15 protein-coding genes are annotated in these 19,183 nt (G+C 51.9%); all 15 read right to left on the bottom strand.

Features of this window, described 5'->3' with window-relative positions; all coding sequences use genetic code 11:
• Positions 1–12: 12 nt before the first annotated feature.
• Positions 13–1,773, bottom strand: coding sequence for an ABC transporter ATP-binding protein (locus E0E20_RS03225; protein ID WP_165443960.1), 1,761 nt, complete (start codon positions 1,771–1,773; stop codon positions 13–15).
• Entirely contained in the window at positions 1,758–2,900 is a 1,143-nt protein-coding gene (locus E0E20_RS03220; RefSeq protein ID WP_165443959.1) for an acyltransferase family protein, read from the bottom strand. Before E0E20_RS03220 ends, E0E20_RS03225 begins: the two co-directional genes overlap by 16 nt.
• Before the next feature lie 97 nt (positions 2,901–2,997).
• Positions 2,998–5,079 carry a hypothetical protein gene (locus E0E20_RS03215; protein ID WP_130836645.1) on the bottom strand — a complete coding sequence of 694 codons (2,082 nt, stop codon included), beginning with the start codon at positions 5,077–5,079 and terminating at the stop codon, positions 2,998–3,000.
• Complete coding sequence (gene wecB / locus E0E20_RS03210) at positions 5,025–6,251, bottom strand: non-hydrolyzing UDP-N-acetylglucosamine 2-epimerase (RefSeq protein ID WP_130836644.1); 1,227 nt, start codon at positions 6,249–6,251, stop codon at positions 5,025–5,027. The genes E0E20_RS03215 and wecB overlap by 55 nt, the downstream gene beginning before the upstream one ends.
• The gene (locus E0E20_RS13845) at positions 6,215–6,391 is read right to left on the bottom strand and encodes a hypothetical protein (RefSeq protein ID WP_165443958.1); all 177 of its coding nucleotides are present in this window, start codon (positions 6,389–6,391) and stop codon (positions 6,215–6,217) included. Before E0E20_RS13845 ends, wecB begins: the two co-directional genes overlap by 37 nt.
• Before the next feature lie 22 nt (positions 6,392–6,413).
• Positions 6,414–7,934, bottom strand: coding sequence for a BCCT family transporter (locus E0E20_RS03205; protein ID WP_130836643.1), 1,521 nt, complete (start codon positions 7,932–7,934; stop codon positions 6,414–6,416).
• Between the two features lie 15 nt (positions 7,935–7,949).
• The gene (locus tag E0E20_RS03200) at positions 7,950–9,746 is read right to left on the bottom strand and encodes a phosphotransferase (RefSeq protein ID WP_130836642.1); all 1,797 of its coding nucleotides are present in this window, start codon (positions 9,744–9,746) and stop codon (positions 7,950–7,952) included.
• 90 nt (positions 9,747–9,836) lie between these two features.
• Positions 9,837–11,132 carry an ATP-binding protein gene (locus E0E20_RS03195; RefSeq protein WP_130836641.1) on the bottom strand — a complete coding sequence of 432 codons (1,296 nt, stop codon included), beginning with the start codon at positions 11,130–11,132 and terminating at the stop codon, positions 9,837–9,839.
• A gap of 202 nt (positions 11,133–11,334) precedes the next feature.
• Positions 11,335–12,111, bottom strand: coding sequence for a DUF2971 domain-containing protein (locus E0E20_RS03190; protein WP_130836640.1), 777 nt, complete (start codon positions 12,109–12,111; stop codon positions 11,335–11,337).
• A 192-nt stretch (positions 12,112–12,303) separates the two neighbouring features.
• A complete protein-coding gene (locus E0E20_RS03185; protein ID WP_130836639.1) occupies positions 12,304–13,464 on the bottom strand; it encodes a glycosyltransferase in 1,161 nt (386 codons plus the stop codon).
• Positions 13,461–14,534 (bottom strand): glycosyltransferase family protein, encoded by a 1,074-nt coding sequence (locus E0E20_RS03180; RefSeq protein ID WP_130836638.1) that lies wholly within the window; start codon positions 14,532–14,534, stop codon positions 13,461–13,463. The genes E0E20_RS03185 and E0E20_RS03180 overlap by 4 nt, the downstream gene beginning before the upstream one ends.
• Positions 14,535–14,566: 32 nt before the next feature.
• On the bottom strand, positions 14,567–15,583 hold the full coding sequence (locus tag E0E20_RS03175; protein WP_130836637.1) for a glycosyltransferase family 2 protein: 1,017 nt from the start codon (positions 15,581–15,583) through the stop codon (positions 14,567–14,569).
• Between the two features lie 27 nt (positions 15,584–15,610).
• Positions 15,611–16,516, bottom strand: coding sequence for a YhcH/YjgK/YiaL family protein (locus E0E20_RS13840; RefSeq protein ID WP_165443957.1), 906 nt, complete (start codon positions 16,514–16,516; stop codon positions 15,611–15,613).
• The gene (locus E0E20_RS03165; protein ID WP_165443956.1) at positions 16,513–18,216 is read right to left on the bottom strand and encodes an ABC transporter ATP-binding protein; all 1,704 of its coding nucleotides are present in this window, start codon (positions 18,214–18,216) and stop codon (positions 16,513–16,515) included. Before E0E20_RS03165 ends, E0E20_RS13840 begins: the two co-directional genes overlap by 4 nt.
• A gap of 76 nt (positions 18,217–18,292) precedes the next feature.
• A complete protein-coding gene (locus tag E0E20_RS03160) occupies positions 18,293–19,129 on the bottom strand; it encodes a sulfotransferase (protein ID WP_165443955.1) in 837 nt (278 codons plus the stop codon).
• Positions 19,130–19,183: the final 54 nt, after the last annotated feature.

Raw genomic sequence — 19,183 nt, 5'->3', positions numbered from 1 at the left:
TCAGCAGGACGTTCAAACCTCTCCTCCCGGCACTCCGCCGAGAACCTCCTCTTTCGTGCGCTCCGTCACCCGGCCCCCGCTGACCTCGTAAATCACGTCCGCATTCCGTATCGTCGACAGACGGTGCGCAATGATGAGCAGGGTCTTCTGTCCGCGCAGCCGGTCGATGGACTCCATGACCGCGTTCTCCGTCTCGTTGTCAAGGGCAGATGTCGCCTCGTCAAGCACCAGCACCTCCGGATCGTGATACATCGCTCTGGCAATGCCGATGCGCTGCCGCTGTCCGCCGGACAGTCTGACGCCCCGGTCCCCCACATAGCTGTCAAAGCCGTCCGGAAGCGTCTCGATAAAGGAGGAGAGCTGCGCTTTCTCCGCCGCCTCCTGCACTTTCGCCTCGTCGATCTCCTCCTCCGGAACGCCGAATGCGATATTGTTGCGTATGGTGTCGTCGGACAGGTAGATCACCTGCGGAATATAGCCGATCTCCTTTTGCCATGTGCGGAGGTTCTTCATCACATCGAGATCATCCGCATAGATATGCCCTTTCTGCGGAACCAGCAGCCCCAGAATAATATCCGCCATCGTGGTTTTTCCGGCCCCTGAGCTGCCGACAAAGGCGATGGTTTTCCCCTTTTGCAGATCGAAGCTCGCATCCTCGATCACACATTCCTCAATGTCCGGATAGTGATAGCTCACATGGCGGACCGCAATCCGGTCTTTCAGCTTCCAGCTCTCGTCCCGGACGCTCTGATCCAGATCAAGCTGCTCGATATCCCGCAGATCATGATATACCAGATCCACCGACGACGTTTCATAGACAATATAGGTAATATACTCGTTGATCCGCCCCACAGACGGCATCATGCGGAACGCCGCCACCGCAAAGACCGCAAGCTGAGGGATGAACGCGATCAGATCTTTCTGCCCGAAATAGAGCTTCACAATGATCGCCGCGAGGAGCCCCGTCATGCAGGTGGCCTCCACGCAGTATTTCGGCAGGATGCCGAGAAGCCTCGTCTTCCTCTGTCCCCGGATGAACTCGTCAAAGGTCCTCCGGTAGCGATCGATAAAAAAGTCTCCCCGTCCCAGAACCTTGACCTCCTTGATGCCGCCGAGCGCCTGATTCATCCCCTGATACAGCTCCGCCTTGAGCTTCTGATTCTGGAGTCCCAGCGCCTTTGTGATTTTCTTTGTGAGGAGCGTAAAGCCGCCCACCAACACCACAAGAATCACCAGCACGATGATGGTGATGGATTTGCTGACAATGAAGAGATAAACGCCGAGCACCGTGCACACCAGCAGCTCGATGCTGAGCTCGATCACATGATTGATCGCTTTCGTGAACTGATCGGTGTCCTCCTGAAGACTTCTCTGCAGCACGGCGATGTTCTTATTGAGATGAAAGGTGTAGGGCTCTTTCATATAGGCCGACAGGAGGCTCACGGAGATTCGCTGCTGGATCCCGTAGGTGAATTTATACAGGATGTTCTTCTCAAAAATCAGATAGGCGTTTTTTACGATATAGATAAAGATAATAAAGCCCGCCAGCGCCGCAAGAAAGCCCGTCGCCTCGTGAAAGCCCAGCCGCTCATACAGCAGGCGGAGATACCGGTTGCTGTGGATCTTGCTCTGATCGGTGATGATTTCAATAAACGGCATGAAAATCGTGACGCCCAGAAGCTCCAGCGCACTGCCGACCGCCACCATGAAAAACATCAGCACCAGTCTCCGCTTTTCCCTTGCTGTGAGAATATATCCTATTTTTGCAAGCATGATCCCTCTTTCCTGTTCATCGGCGTCTTTCGGGCCGCCCCGGATATCCGTCCTGCAAGCCTCCAGAAATATGTCACCGCGGCAGCGCACGCATAGCTCGCCGCCACCAGTATCGCAAGAGACGGCACCGCCCATCCCGGCGCGGCGACGAGCCGGGCCGTCTGATAGAAATAATAGCAAAGAAAGGTATGAATAAGCCACATATTTGTGCTTTCCTCTCCGAGACGCCGGGCAACACGGCGAAGCGGCGAGAGTTTTCGCAGCAGATCGAGCGACACGACCGTCAGAACGGGCACATACAGAAAATCCAGCGTATCGCCCGGCCCGGACTCGCGAAGATACACGATCCCCGCGATAAGGAGCAGCTCCGGCAGGGGCCGCAGGAGCGCATGGCTCTCCATGGAAGCCCGCAGCCGGAGCAGGAGGCCGTCCTTTGCCATCAGCACCCCCATCCAGAAGCAGATGAAATGCGGCCCGCCCTGCCCCAGAAGCGCATAATACAGATAATTGCCGTTCGGAGAACCCAGTGAGGACAGATTCCCGAGCGCCGGAAAAACGTTCTGCATCAGAACCGACGCCGCCAGCGTGAGCGCAAAGGCCCCCGCCGCAGAGAACCGGTCGCAGAGGAAACGGATCACGGGGAACAGAATGATCGCTCCGACATAACTCTGGAGAAACCACCACTCCTCGTTGTACGAGGTACTGAGCCCCAGAAAGTTCTGAAACAGCTCTTCCCGGCTGAACACCGCATAGCGGCTGCAGATTCCCTCATTCCCGCAGTAGACCGGCTGATGCCGGAAGAACAGGAACGCAATGGGAATGAAAATCAGAAAAACTTTCCAATAAGAGAGATAGAGGCCCCGTATTCTCCCGATGAGATCAAAGCGCCGGCCTCTGTACCGGCAGGCCAGCCCGTAGCCGCCCAGAAAGAAGAACAGTGACACGCAGATCCTGCCGAACGTCCCCAGATAGACCGCCGCGCTCTGATCGCCGAATGTAAGGAGCGAGCGAAGCCCGCCGCCCGCGATTCGATCCGGGAATCCCCACAGATGGTGCATCAGCATCAGGACAATGCCGATGCCTTTCATGACATGGCTGTCCTCCCTGTCAAAAGCGTGTTCCTGCATAGCGCGCGCTTTCCTTTCTCTCCGCAAGAAATACTCTGCCAACCCCCGCGTCATGATACCGGCATCACCGGATATACAAGTCGCCCGCTCGGCTTTGCTACTGCCCGATCCGCTTAAGGATCACCCTGCCGTCCTCCTGCGTCACCCGGAACAGCGTGCAGTCGCCGATCTCGCCGGGCGCCGCAAAGAGCTCCCCATAGCGCCGTCTGACTTCTTCGGCATCCTCCAGCTCGTTGATATAGACATAATTGCAGTCCTGCGCAAGGATATCGCTGCGGAGCGCCGAGACTGTGATCTTTGCCCCGTCCTCCGCTCCGTCCTCCCGAAGACGTCCCTCCGGCGTGAAAATCCCCCGCCCGGGCCACACGCAGTAATGGAACTGCCGCCACTGATCCGGATTGTCCCAGTCCTGATCGATCAGATAGAAGCGGTCCCCGGAAGACAGCGCAATCCCGGAGTGAGGGATCGCCCAGTACACCGTCTCCGGCTCTCTGTCAAGAACCAGCGAGACGACCGCTCCGGGGTCGGAGCACAGCACGATCACCGCCGCGAGCAGCGCATAAAAGGCCCTGCCCCCTCCCCGGTACCGGTCCAGAACAAGATACAGGCCGATCAGCATCAGCATGGTCATGCAGGGGACAAGATAGCGGTGAAAGGACGGCAGCCAGATGCTCATTCCATTGGACGGGCCGATGGAAATAATATACATGATGAGGAGCACCGCCAGATACAGCCCGATCATCAGATAGGCAAGAAGAAACAGGCGCTTTGCCTCCGCATCCGCCGCCTCCTCTCCCGTCCCGGGCGTCTCCTGTGCGGCTACCGTCCGCTTCTGCACGGCAAAAAAGGCTGCGATGCCGAGCGCCGAGAGGATCAGAAACGCACAAAGAGACACCGGCAGAAGATTTCCGATGCTGTTTCTCTCCGTGAGAAACAAGTGCTTCAGAAACATGCTGGAGACAGCTCTGACATAGTGCGCCGGCATCTGATAATGCCGCACCGCAAGCAGAAGCACCGCAAGATAGGAAAGCGCGCCGGAAGCTCCCAAGGCGGCAAGCCCCCACCTGTGCCTGCGGCAGCGGTAAAAAAGCCGGGCAAAAATCCACGACAGCACTTCAAATACCAGAATGATGAGAAGCACTCTGCCCGTATACCGAACCATCCCCCGCCAGACAGGGCCCTGCCCGTTCGAGCAGTAAAGATAGCACTTCCATGAATAGTATCCGGCGGAAAACGCCGCAGGATACCCCAGCGTCCCCCGGAGATACTCCGAAAACGGGCGTCCTGCCGCAAGATGGCGCCGTGCGCGGGCACAGAGCAGGACTCCGACAAGCGCCGCGCAGAGCACCGTGCCGTTGTTCTTTGAAACAGCCAGCGCCGCCGTCCCGAGCATCGCCCCCGCCTCATAAAAGCGCGGCGAGGCATCGGTCTCGGCACGATAAAACATCCAGAAAATATACGCCGACAGAATCCCGGCAAAGGTATCGGGCAGAAGCGTCGTAAAGCCGTCCGCATAGGACATGAGCGGCAGGAGGAGCGATCCGAGCACAAAAACCGCGGTGCGGACCATTCCATTTTCATTTCTATTTCTATTTTCGCGCTGTCCCCCGCGCAGTCCCGGCAGCATGAGGGACACCATCAGCATCTGCAGCCCCAGATAGGAAAAGCCCTCGGAATACGTAATCCATGTCCGGGTATAAAAATATTCCCAGATCGTCGTGAACGGAGGATAGGTCGGCGACATATCCGTCGCCGGAAAAATATTTGAAAAGCGATGATACTGATAATAGTCCTTGACGGCCAGCGCCCAGTGCGCAAATTCATCGCTGTCGTTGATCGAGCGCCCGTAGCTGAACGCCATGAAGATCGCCGCATACAGGAAATACAGCGCAAGATCAGCCCCCGCTCCCTCTGCCGGAGCCGCTTTCTCCCGAAGCCAGGTCCATGCAAGATACAAAAGGCAGAGCCCCGAGCCCACGCAGAGGAGCCACAGCCCCGGCAGAAAGCTTCCCAGAACACCGGAGAAAAAGAGGCAGAAAATCATCAGGATATGCGTGACCGGAAGCGTCTCCGCCATGCTCCTGCGGCACCGGCGCGCCATCACCAGCGCGATCGGCAGCGGAATCAGAATACCCATGCCGCACGCTCCTGTTCCGCAGCCTCCTGCTGCTGACTGCATTCCTCCGCCGGCTTTCTCCATACCACGCGGTTCACGATTTCCGTGTAGCTCTGGATGATCTTCACTACCTTATCCGAGACGTTTTCATCCACATAGTCCGGCACCGGCGCGCCCCAGTCGCCTCTTCGGTTCATCAGGACCGCCGTGTCCACGGCCTGCAGGAGGGATTCCGTACGGATTCCTGCCAGAACAAAATTGCCCTTTTCCATCGCCTCCGGGCGCTCGGTGCTCGTCCGGATGCACACAGCCGGAAAGGGCGTCCCGATGCTGAGGAAGAAGCTGCTCTCCTCCGGCAGCGTCCCGGAATCCGATACCACCGCAAAGGCATGCCGCTGCAGACAGTTGTAATCGTGGAAGCCCAGCGGCTCATGGCGGATCACGCGCTCATCCAGCGCAAAGCCCGACGCCTCCAGACGCTTTCTGCTGCGGGGATGGCAGGAGTAAAGGATCGGCATATCGTATTTCTCCGCCATCCGGTTGACCGCCGTGAACAGAGAACGGAAATTTGCCTCGGTATCCATATTCTCCTCCCGATGGGCGGACAGGAGGATATATCTGCCTTTCTCCAGCGAAAGCCGCTGATGCACGTCGCTCGCCTCGATGCCGGGCAGATTTCTGCGGAGCACCTCCGCCATCGGGGAGCCCGTGACAAAGCTGCGCTCCCGGGGCAGTCCGCAGTCCGCCAGATATCGCCGCGCATGCTCGGAATACGCCAGATTGACGTCGGAAATGATGTCCACGATTCTCCGGTTCGTCTCCTCCGGAAGACATTCGTCCTTGCAGCGGTTGCCCGCTTCCATATGGAAAATCGGAATATGCAGACGCTTCGCGCTGATCACCGAGAGACAGGAATTGGTATCGCCCAGCACCAGCACGGCATCCGGGCGGAGCTCCCGCATCAGCCGATAGGAATACGCGATGATATTTCCCATCGTCTCTCCGAGATCGGCTCCCACCGCGTTCAGATACACCTCCGGCTCCGCCAGCTCCAGATCATGAAAAAAGATGCCGTTCAGATTGTAGTCATAATTCTGCCCCGTGTGTGCCAGCACCGTATCGAAGCAGCGCCGGCATTTCCGGATCACCTCCGAGAGACGGATGATCTCCGGACGGGTGCCGACAATGATGAGGAGCTTCAGTTTTCCGTTATCCGCAAAATAATTCTTTGACATAATTCCCCATACCGAAGCACTTTGTGCGAGGCACGCAGCGCAAAATCCGCGCAGGCGGTTTTGCTGCTGCGATCAGGGGCTATTTGGGCTTCGGCACAAATAGCCGTGTAAAAAATCAGCGCATCAGCGTGATTTTTCACACTATTCTCCCGAAAGACAGAATCAGAGATATCGCTTCGCATCCTTAAAAAAGCTGAACACGATCAGCAGCATCACGATCCCGATCGGAAATGCCGCAATGATGCTCACCGACTGGATATTGCTCATCGAGCTCTCGGAAAAGAGCAGCGCGATCGGCAGCACTATTAACAGTATACACCAAGCCAGCTCAATCCGTCTGTCCGGCTGCTCGTTTTCTTCCAGACGCCGGTAGCTGTAACAGGACGCGATCAGCGCGATCGAGTCAAAGGAGGTCGCGTAGAACGCGATCATGGTGACAAGGAGAAGCGCCAGAACCAGCGCGGGAAACGGAAGTGTCCGGATCATGCTTATGATGATCTCATAGAGATCGCCGTTTTCGCGATATGCGGCGATGAAATCACAGGCTCCGGAGAGCTGCTTTCCCATCGAATAATTTCCCAGAATGATAAAGCTGATCAGCGTCGAGCCCACGCCGAAGCCGTAGCCCCCGAGCACCGTCTGCCGGATCGTGCGCCCCCTCGATATGCTCCCGATAAAGAACGGTGCCGCCACGCACCAGACCATCCAGTAGGCCCAGTAGTAGATGGTCCAGCTCTGCGGGAACCCGGTTGTGCGGAGCGGATCCGTAAAGGTCGCAAGCTCGATAAAATTCTGAAAAAGCCGGCCCATGGCCGAAAATCCCGTTTCCACAATATAGCGCGTCTCCCCTCCAAGCAGCAGAACATAGATAAGAAGCGCGAAGAAAAGATAAATGCAGCCTTTTGCGAGAATACTGATCCCGCGGATTCCCTTGAGCAGCGAATACGTATAAATCACACAGGTAACCAGAAGTATCAGCACCGTCACTGCGGTTCTGCCGAGCGGGACATGGAACAGCTCTCCGATCGCGCCCGCCATCAGCGGCGTCGCCACGCTGAACGTCGTCGCCGTGCCCGCGATCAGCGCAAACACCGCCAGCAGGTCAATGAGCCGCCCCGGCCACCGGTCCGTAAGCCTGCCGAGCAGCGGCCGGCAGGCCTCGGAATACTTCTGCCTGCTGCCCTTCCTCACATGCAGCATGAAGCCGAACGCCACCGCCAGCGCCAGATAAAACGCCCACGGAATAAAGCTCCAGTGAAACAGCGGAAACACGCTCGCCCAGTCCTGTATGCTGCCGAGCTCGCCGATATGAGGATCCGCGGCGTAGAGAATCCACTCGCAGAACGAATAGAACAGAATATCGGCGGCAAGCCCGCAGGTGAACATCATCGCGCCCCATGTAAAGAAAGAATACTTCGGCTTCTCTCCCGGTTCTCCCAATACAATGTTCCCGTACTTTGAAAACGCCATATAGAGCGTCACGGATAAGATGAACACACCGACGGCAAGATAATATACCCCGAACGTATCGCCGAGCAATGTGCGGATATCCCCCAGCACACGATTGGCGCCCGCGGGGAACAGGAAAAACAGGACGCCGAGCAGTGTAATCGAGAGCATGGGGAGAAGTGTGATCAGCCAGTCGATACGCCCCCCCGCTCTCCTATTTTTCTCATCAGACATGGCTCATCTCCTTTATCAGCCTTGTATCAGCCTTGCGGCATGACGGTAAAATTCCTTGGCATAGCGGTACTGCATCAGCGAATACGCCCCGAACTCCACCCCGAGCGAGCGTTTGTACTCGCACCAGTTCGACCAGAGAAGTCCCCCCGCCGCCATGTAGCAGTATATTCTCGCCCGTATCGCCGGCCCGCAGTCTCCGCCGAAGTAAAGCTCCATCAGATGATCGCTCTCCTCCCGGCTGTACGCGCTGTAAATGCAGAACATGGCGATATCCACATACGGATCCTGCATCCCCGCGTATTCCCAGTCGGTGAGCTGAACCCGCTCCTCTCCGGCTTCATCCGCATAAAAAAGAAAATTATCCGGTATCGCGTCAATATGCGAAAGCACATATTCCGGCCGACAGGAGGCGATATAGTCTTTCAGCGACAGCACCTGCCTCTTCGTTCTCTCGTAATCGCGGAAAACCGACGCCTCTCCGCCCCACAGCGCCTCGTAGCGCTCCATCTGCGCAAACAGATCAAAGCTGTGATCCACGCTGAGCTTCATCTCATGGAGCCTGCGAAGAATGGCCATCGCTTTCCTCTGATCCTCCTCTGAATGCGGATCGCAGCTTCGCACCGAGGGCAGGTAACGCGTCACCTTATAGCCGGTGCGAGCATCGATATAAACCGGATCATCGCACAGCCCGCGCCCGGATATCGCGCGGTAGACCGCCGCCTCCTGCTCTCTGTCGATCAGCTTTTCCGTCCCCTTTCCGGGAATGCGCATAATATATTTCACGCCGCCGCAGGAAAACAGAAAGGAGCGGTTCGTCATTCCCTTTTTCAGGACGTCGATGTCCCTGATCTCCTCGGGCGGCACATGAAAAATTCCGGCAAGCGTCGAAAAGGCGCGCGACCTGAGAGCCTCTGCGGCGGCATCCAGCTCCCGCAGCTGCTCGCAGGTATTGATCTCAATCACAGCCTCCTCATCCACGAGCTTCCCCCAGAGCTCCATCCTGCGCGGGCGGCGGTGATCGGCGCGGGGCGGATACAGCGCCTCCTCCCAGAAGCAGTCATCGAAACGGGGATCTTCCGCCATCGCTTCCACTCTGGCACGGACCCTGTCCGCCGTCCCGCCCTCCAGATAAGCAATCCCGATCATCCGGTTCCCGCTGCCGTCTCTGCCGTCCGTCTCCTCCAGCTCCTGTCCCCTCGTCAAACGGACAGAGCTGTCCCGGTCCGGAGCTTCTGAAATCATATACCATGAATACGCCTCTGCTTTGGAAAAGGGGGAGCGCTCCGCCCGTATATCCGCCGGAATAATGTAGGTATTGCCGATCCGGGCTGCCGCAAGGCTCAGAGAATACAGATTATTCCGGACGGAATAAAGCGAATTCACAATCAGAGAGACACCGAATTCATCGATCAGATATTCAAAGCGCTCTTTCATGAAGCCGACCACGACAGAAATATCGTAAATGCCTGCCTCGTGAAGCTGACGTATGATCCGCTCGATCAGAACCTCCCCTTTCACACGGAGCAGCGCCTTGGGCAGCTCCATGCTGACCGGCGTCATCCGCATGCCGTAGCCCGCCGCCAGAATGACCGCAGCTCGCGGCGCGCCCGCCCGCAGCATTTCGCGCGCGCGCGCCGTGAGCTCCATGTCCTCGTTGAGACAGCCGGCCGCTTTCAGCCGCTTCAGCGCGCGGTTCACAATGCCGATGGAAAAGCCCGTCCGCTCCGACAGAATGCGCTGCGTCTCATAGCGTTCTGTAAACAGAGACAAAAGAACGTCCTGCTCATATTTGGTAAGTGCTGTTGTTTCCATAATTCTCACCGTACATTTTCATGAAATTCAAAAAATGAGTTTTTATGAATGATATGATAAAACAAAAAACAAATTTTGCCAGCCCTGCATTTAGATGCAAAATGTGGCGTAGAGCGGCACGCTCTTTTTCCCATCATCAAAACCGAAGTTTTTCGCAGACAGACGGATCGCATATTCCGGGGTATACATATCCATATACTTTTTCAGGCTCCTTGCTCCGACATTTTCCCCCGCCTTGACCTCAAGCGGTATAATCTTTCCGGCTTTCTGAATTACAAAATCTACCTCCGTATTCGAATCGGGCGACCAGCAATAGCTTCGATAACCATTTGCCGCAAGCTGACAATTGACATAATTCTCTGTCATACCTCCCTTGAACTCATCCAACTCAGAGGTCATATACAGCACGTCGTCAGGAACCACGTCCTGCTTTGCGCACAGCAGTCCGGTGTCAGACATATAGATTTTGAAAGCGTCTATGTTCTTGTAATTCTCCAGTGGTTTCCACGCCCTGTCAATGCAGTAAATTCTGGAAACAATTCCTGACAGCACAAGCCACTCAATGGCATTTTCCAGCTCGGAGGCACGTCCCCCCTTTCTCACAAGCTTATATTGAAAGCGCGTATTTTTTCTGGACAGCTGCACGATGATCGAGTTATAAACAAGCCTCGTCTTCTGTATTTCCGTATTCTTGTTATATTTGCTCATATCATTCATATATCCAGTCAGGATTTCGTCCTGCGTCTGTCTGATCAGGACAAAATCCTTTGTAGCAGCATATTTGCCGACACATTCCGGCATACCGCCCACAACAAGATATTCCCTGTACATCTGCATCGCCGCATCATGCGACACCAGCGGCATTGGCTCATCGGAGGCATAGTGCTCCGCAATCTCTTTACGGAGTTCTTCTTCTCTCATCGCAAGCAGAAATTCCCCAAAGTCCATGGGATACATATCCAATATATCAACCTTACCGACAGGGAACGAAAACTGTTCCCGATTGACGGCAACGCCAAGCAAACTTCCAGCGGCTATGACATGGTACTCCGGCGCGGCCTCACAGAAATATTTCAGCGCCGTCAGTGCACGTTCCGAGAGCTGCACCTCGTCAAACACGATCAGAGTCTGCCCCTTAGTAATTGTCACTTTCGCAATTCTCGAAAGCAGCGGAATTAGATAATCCGGATGCAGGCTTTCCTCAAAGGTCTGCAGAAGTTTCTGATCGGTCTGAAAGTTAAAATAAGCCACCTGCTCATACTCAAGTCTTCCGAATTCCAACACGGAATACGTTTTTCCAACCTGTCTCGGTCCCTGCAGAATAAGTGGCTTACGATATTTGCTATTTTTCCATTCTTTCAACCTTTCATAGATCTTCCGATACATTCCGCGATGCCTTTCTGTATAAGAATAATTTATTCTATAAAAACACATCAGCGCGTTTAATGCAACATTATCATAAAATTTACATTATTCCGAGTGATTTAATCATCTTTTTTTGCATTTTATTCAACTTTATCCATCGGACTAGAAACCGATCTTTTCCGAATTTTTAAAAGTTCTCTGTGCTCCCGCATGACCTCTTTTTTCAATACCGCAGCGGCATCTCTGACCGTTTGATCTCAACCTCCAAGTGCTTGCTCCGATAAAACCATCTCAATCCCTCTATTGAAATATCAGTGTTGTTCTTAGGTCCCACCGTAACCGACTCAATGCAGGAAATATCCGATAATGCTTTCTCTACGTAAGGGACAAGACTCTCATTACGTATTCTGAACCGTATAGGCAAGGAATCCATTTTTCCGCCGATTTTCTCATGCAATTCCATAAATACAAAACGATATTCAGCCTCGCCCTCAAAGCATTTCTTCTTAAAAAACATATTACAAAGCATACAGATAGCCGATGCCCAGTCTGCCATGCGATCCATCTGTTCATCTTCTGCTGACTCCAAACTTACCCAATCCACAATAGCAGGATATTCTTCAGAGCAAAACAGCGACGTTTTCAGAGCCTTTGGGGCAATCTGTATCTGTTCATCATGATCATATATAACCTTGCCATGGAATATGAATTGCCCACCCATGGCTTTATACATTTTTTCAAAATCAAATCGAATACAGTATCCATAGAAATCCGAAAATTCAGACCACATAAGCGGACTGTCCTCTTTCAACGAAAACGAAATTACATATTCCCCACTCAGTTTTCTTTCAGAATTCATATGATCTAGAGAACTGTCCTTTTCGATGAATTTTTTAAACTTTCTGACAAATTTATATGTTCCAGATTTGCTCTTTATATGCTTACGAATAATCTCTTCGAATATTTCTGTCGCCACTTGAAATTCCGTCGGATCATTCAAAAAATGCCTTTCCGTCGCCCAGAATTTTCCCTCAGCCCTCAGTAATCCCCTTTAATCCTGCCGCAGAAGTATCGTGATATAGCTTATCACCTGCTTCCAGTGCAGGAATTCTTACCATATCGTCAATGTACTTCCCCATACCTCTATCCCAAAAACATTCTAGCTTTCCCTATCATCTCATCGCGTTCCTTTTTACTGTTCTGTTTTCGAACAAGATAAAGTAAGAACTCCGTACCTATGCTCCAGTTCCTCCACAAGAGCACCGAACTCCGGCCTGATGGCTGAGCTCTCCGGCAGATGCAGCGTTTCGCGGCACCCCCCTGTATCATAAGTGATCACCGGCGTTCCGCAGGCTTCTGACTCCAGATTCACCGTGGGATAATTATCTTCCCTGGTCGGATTCACAAATATATCAGCCGCAGAATAAATCTGCGCCAGTGTCTCTGCGCTTTCCGTTCGCCCGATGCAAAGAATGTCCGGAGGGAGCACCTTGGCAAGCTCTTTCGGGATACCTACCAGAACAATGCAGAAACGGCCGGCCTCGTTTCCCAAAAAACGACTTAAACGGACAAAATCATCCAGACCCTTTTTATCTGACCAGACGCTCGCCACACCCAGAATCATGATTCTGTCTTCCAAATGATAATGTTTTCGGAAATCGCTGCCGCGCGGGCGAAAAACATCTTTATTGATCGTGTTATAGCAGACCTCGACAGGATATCCGCCGAGAAAGCTTTGCTTCACCTGATCTCTGAGCCATTTCGACGGAACAATCAGATGCAGTCCGCCCACAGCGCTAAATGCCGCTTTCTTTCGCATGTAATTACTCAGGCTCTGATCGAGCATCAGACTCGCCGGATACTCTTTCCTCGCCGGGCAGCAGGAGCACCCGGTCTTCCATTTGGCGCATTCGCGTCCTCCGTCTGCCGCCATAAAATGTGAGCAATGTCCGGTAAAGGCCCAGCAGTCATGTAAGGTCCACGTCACACGAAGACCCGGGTGTTTTTTTATCCACGCAAAGAGAAGCTCATAATGAATATAATAGCCATGAAGATTATGAAGCCAGAGCTCATCCGGTGCAAAATCATCGAGCCAGTGAAGAAATTTCCGCGTCGCCCTCGCTGAACCAAGTCCATGGCGATCTGTCAGTCGTGTGAGAACTCCATGCAGGCGTACATCTGCATCCGTTCCGATGCGAACCGTCTCCGCTTCCGGTTGCACCATTCCGGACATGCTCCGACCATAGGCCGCTCTGACCTCATAGCCCTTTTTTCTGTACTCCTCTGCAAGTGCCGCACAAATTCTTCCGGTACTGCCATAACCATACACAGAATTGATAATGACAAGCCTCACTCTTTTCCGCGCCCTTTCTGCTGCAGCTCACCGACGTCTCTCAGGATCTGCTTTGCCCGGTCTCTTACCTCATGGCCATCTTTCAGAATTCTCTGCCGGCCCACCTCTGCGATGCGTTTCCGTTCCTCGTCATGCACCAGGTAATATTGCAGCTTTTGAATAAAATCCTGTTTCCCTCGAAAAAAAACCGCCTCCTTGTCTTCGTCGAAAAGAGATGCCAGATCTTCTGTATATAAGCTGAAAAGAAGCGCTCCTGCCGCGGGGATCTCAAAACAGCGCCTGGTATACGTATCCCTGTTCAGTGTAGAAAGAAAGGTAATCGGAACCTTACAGCTGCACAGATAATTATTGTACAGTCTTCGCGTATCCTCCAGCAGGATAATCCCCTTTTTGCCCTCTGCCCATGAAGAGAACTCCTGCTTCGGAAGTCCTACCGTAATACCGGCCTCCCGCAGCGCCTCCAGATATTCTTTCCTGTAATCATCCTCATAATGCCCGAGGAATATGACCTCTGGCGTATCTGGAAGCAGCTCCTTTTCCATGCACGGGTAATTTTTGCCCGCAATATAATAGGATCGCAGCAGCTTTCCCGCTCTCCCTGTTTTCTTCCGAATATCCTCCAAGTTTTCCTTTCGATATCCGTAATTGATGTCACAATACGGTAGTGCCCTGATATAATTTCTCCAAAAATACGAGGGAAAATAATCCGAGAACGGATTATCGTTACAATAGCTCACAAGACATATCCCCATGTCATGTATCCGCTTTGCCGTCTCCGGATAAATCAGACGGCAGGTATAAAGAAAAACCAGAGCAGGATGAATCCGGACACAGTATTCCAGAAGCTCTTTATTTATTCTTGCTGCAATGAATCCATATGACGCCTTGATCTCCGCCCTTTTAATAAGTGCGCGTAATATACCGTCTCCGGAATAATATGAATTCCATGTGAAGAGTGAGGTCTTTGCATATCCCAGCGCAATCAGCCCCTCATAGAGTGCCGTCTCATAAATCGGATAATCACCGGCTCCGACAATCAGAATCGGGTCGGTTTCTGCAAGCTTCCGCATATTTCCTCCCTGCCTGCGGCAGATTCATCACGCTATAAGCGGGGAGTCCTCCCCCAAAGCTTTTTTACAAAAACAATCAGTTTTCTGGTTCCTTTTCTGCCCAGAAACAGCAGCATCAGGTAATAAAGATAAAAATACAGTGTACAGCCAAAGCCGAGCTCGCGTAGCTCCCGTGCATAGCGAGTAAAAACCCGTATTCCTTCCTGCCTGTGTTCCAGCAAAAATCCATAAGAATAGCGGGAGTAGCTCTCCACAATACGCCGGCTGCATTTTATCTGAAAAATACGATCAATTTGCTCCGAGGTATATATCACCTGTTTCATGAAATTGATACTGTTGCCGACCGTATTCGAACCGGAGGTGTAAAGTGCCTGTTCGTTTTTACTGCTCCCGAAATACGGAATACCACCCTCTATCGACATGGTAAGCGGGATATCACAATAAGCCGCTCTCCTGTTCAGACAGACCGTCGCCTCTATATAGAGCTGAAACAGCAGAGTACCATCAAATGCTTTTTGCCCGAAATCATTGAAATCCGCTTTTCTGAAAGTAAATCCCGAAATGAACAGGCTTCTGCGAAACAACTCAACATAGCTGTCCTCACCGGGCTCAAAAAACACATTCTGCTTTGCATAGCGGTAATCCTCCACCGTGCCATCCGCATACTGCGCCCGGTATCTCCGCAGAATATATCCTATATCCGAGTGCTCTTCAATGAATGAAAGGTATGGATCCAATGCTCCCGGACAGAAAACATCGTCATCTCCCATGATAAGGACGTAGCGCCCCTGTGCACTTCCTGCAAGTGTACGGAGATTCTTGTCATAGCCATAATTTTCAGGGTTTTCCGTATAACGAACTTCCAGACTGCTCTCCGTCTGAAAGCTCTTCACAGATGCCCGAATCTCCTCTCTTTTCGGAGACTGATCCTCCCGTATGACCACTTCAATCCGATCCCGATACATTACAGAGTCAATCGAACGCAGAAGACGCAAAAGCTCTGCCGGTCTGTTATAAGCCGGAATACAGATTGACAAACATTTTTCCATGCGATAAAACCACTCCTCTTCCGGTATTTAACAGCACCTCACCTTGCCTACCAGCTTCAGGATTCTGCAGGATTTTCCGACCTTCACGCAGCCTCTGTGCGCATCTCCCGGATAAAAAACAGCATATCCCTCCTCGCGGAGAACAATTTGTGCCATCCTTACCGGTTCGTTCCAAAATTCGATATCTTTCTCCGGATCATATGGCGTTTTCCTCTGAAGTGTCGATGTAGGGGCAATATCAATTTCTTCAGTTCCCCGGATAATCCACTGAATATCAATATATTTCCGATGCGACTCCAGCCGGCACTCCGCACTCTCCCGTGTATCATACTCCTGTACTGTATAATAAAAGTCGTCATTCACTGTGAAGCGACCCGGCTGCAATTTCGTCCGATCCAGATTCCCCAGAAAAGAAATCGCCTGTTCAACTCGCGAAGATATCTTTCTTTCATTCGTTTTTTCCCGAAGAGAAACCAGCCACTCGGCAAATTCACGAAGCGCTCCGTCTCCTGCCCTGGAAAAGCATACATAGTCGGCCGCAGCCCTCACCTCCGGAATCGCATCCGCGGGACAGCCTGATACTCCCCCGGCCTCTCTGAGCACTTTCATGCATACGAGATCCAAACTGTCGTCTCCGAAGTATGCGCATCTCTGCAACGCCTCTGCGGAGGGCAAAACGCTCCTGAGAGCCTCCATCTTATCAGTTCTCCCCTGCAGTACCTGTCGTATTCCCAACTCTGCACAGCGCTTCTCTACTATACGGCTTTCCCGGGCAGTAATGACAACCGGCTCTATCCCGCTCGGCTCTAAGAGATAGCGGAATGCATATCCGTCTTTGACGGAAAACGCCTTAAACAACTCCCCCTCATTCCCGATATATACTTTCCCGTCTGTCAAACTCCCATCGACATCCATCACTAAGTATTCAATCATCGCTCTTCTTTCCGTTCCACCCGAATTCCTTTGCCCTCAACCCGTAAAACCACGTCGCAGCCCTCAATCGTTGAAAGACGGTGGGCAATGATAATCATGGTCTTTTTTCCCTGCAGTGCATGGATAGCCTCCATGATATTTGACTCGGTTTCATTGTCCAGTGCAGATGTTGCTTCATCAAATAACAGAATCTCCGGATCAGCATAAAGAGCCCTCGCAATGCCGACTCTCTGCCTCTGCCCTCCTGAGAGGCGCGTTCCCCGCTCTCCGATTTGTGTGTCCAGTCCGTCGGGAAGTGAACGGACAAAAGTCTCAAGAGAGGCCTCCCGAAGCGCCCTCCAGATTTTCTCATCGCTGATCTCATCTTCAGAACAGCCAAACGCTACGTTCTCCCGTATACTCCCGTCCAGCATAAAAATCGACTGCGGAATATAGCCGATCCTCGCAAGCCAGCCGCTGATGTCCTCCCGGATATCCGTTCCATCGACAATAACCTGACCGCTTTGGGGCTCCAAAAGACCTAAGGCAATATCAATCAACGTAGTCTTTCCCGCTCCCGACGCACCCACAATGCCGAAAGAAAGCCCTCGCTTCAGCGTGACATTGACATGTTCCAATACATTTTCTGCTCCCGACGGATAAGCATAGCTGATATCCTGCAACTCAATCCTGTCAGAAAAACCGCAGATGCTTCTCTGCGTCTTCGCTTTCCTCTCTGATCCCTGCTCTTTTTCCTCTCCTGCCCCCGCACGGAATCCGTGCTTCTTATCCGAGTTGTAGCTTTCAATGCGGTTAAGATTCAGCAGCAGCTTATCCAGAGCCGGTTCGCCAAACGTCATTCCTGCCATGCTGTTTGAAATTTTATTCGCCGCAGGCAAAAGCCGTATCGCGACCATCGCAATGACAGAGATGACCGGCAGGATTTCTTTCACCACAACACCATCCGCAATCATAAGATACATCGCCACAAAAAAAACACTCATGGCAATCGCTTCAATCGCATAGCGGGGGGTAACGCTCAGTGTCAGATGCAGATACCGGCTTCTTACATAAGCTCTCCCATCCTGCTCGAATTTCTTCTCAAAATAGTTTTCACTCTGAGAAATTTTAACCTCTTTGATCCCCTGAATTGACTGCAGTATCCACTGATACATCCCGGCATAAGAATTTTGATATGTGACACCCGCACTCTTCAAAAAGGGCCGGATAATTCTGTGAAGCAGAAGCACCAAAAGCAGGATCAGGCCGCCGATTGCAAGTGTAATCTTCGGAGAAATCACAAAAACTGTCAGCATCAGAGCAAAAGAAACAACCAGCTCCGAAAGAAGTGTCAGACCATATGAGAGATTATTGAACGCGAATTCGGTATCCTTTCCGATGACCCGGAGAATTTCTCCCGAATTGACCCCCAGATAATATTCGTAAGGACGTGCCAAATAAGTGCGCAGCAATTCTTTCTGCATTTCAAACATACTGCCGAATACAAAACGATTCTGAATGGTAAGCTGAAACAGAAGAAAGGCATTTTTCAAAAGATAAACCAGCGCCATCCCCAGCGACATAAGCATCAGCAGCTGCCGGTAATCCCTGACAGAAAACAGGTTGCAGAAGGAACGGACAGCAGGATTTGACATGATCTCCTGCGGGCTCATGATCGCCTCTACAAAGGGAAGAATAAACGAGACGGAAACCGTCTCCAAAAAACTCCCCAGGATCATAATCAATACAAGAAATATGATATATTTCTTTTGTTTTCCGGAAAGAATGCGCCTGAATTTATTTAAAACGCGAATCAGCATCATTATTTTCCCCTACGGCAGCATCCGTCGTATTCTGCTCGTCAAAATTATACAGCCATTCCGATAATTCCCGTTCAATGATCCGTATATTCTCCGCTTCCTCCGGAAATTTGTTTTTCAGATTGCAATTTCTGCCCGAGGCCTCCGGAATGAAAAATTTTTTAGGATAAATATGATCCTCTGCCCTGAGCCCGAGAAAATTCTCAATCTGTTTCACTGTCGCATCATATGCAAAAACGAGGTCCTCAAACTGTACATACAGAACTCTGATATTTTCCGCTTTCCGAATCAAAGTTCTTGTCCAGCGGTAATATTTGCAAAATACCTCAACATCGTAGCAGGGATAATCCGGCGTCAGCCAGAGATGCCGCGCCGTCAGAAAAATATCTCTCGGGTCCCGTTCTGTCGCAATAACATACAGATCGCGGAAATATCTGCCGCATTCGTCAATCATATGTACCGGGATCAATTCATGAATATTAAAAAACTCCCTGTCGGAAATATTTTCAAACAGGCGCATCATATATGCTCGCGTCTTTTCCTCGAAGGATTTTTCATCCAGAAGATACATATAATTCTTTTCCATTCGGGAAAAGAGATTCAAGGGTCTGATCGGCTGTTTTCCATATTCTTTCTTATAGCGCAGCCCGGCCAGCAGGTAATACAGTTTATTTACAACTCTGGATATGAATTGCTGCAACTGTGTCATCCCCGACGTGTCATGAATCAGGTAGTAGCTCTCACCTCCGAGATCCTCTAAATAAGCTTTTGTGTACTCCATAAAATGCCCATCAAAAAAAATCTCGTAATTCATGCGCGCTCCGGAAGCTGCCCATGTCTGGCACCTATGGTAATAATCTCTAACAGC

Source organism: Lachnoclostridium sp. Marseille-P6806 (assembly GCF_900625025.1).
Taxonomy (GTDB): Bacteria; Bacillota; Clostridia; order Lachnospirales; family Lachnospiraceae; genus CAG-791.
This window is presented reverse-complemented; position numbering and strand designations above follow the sequence as displayed.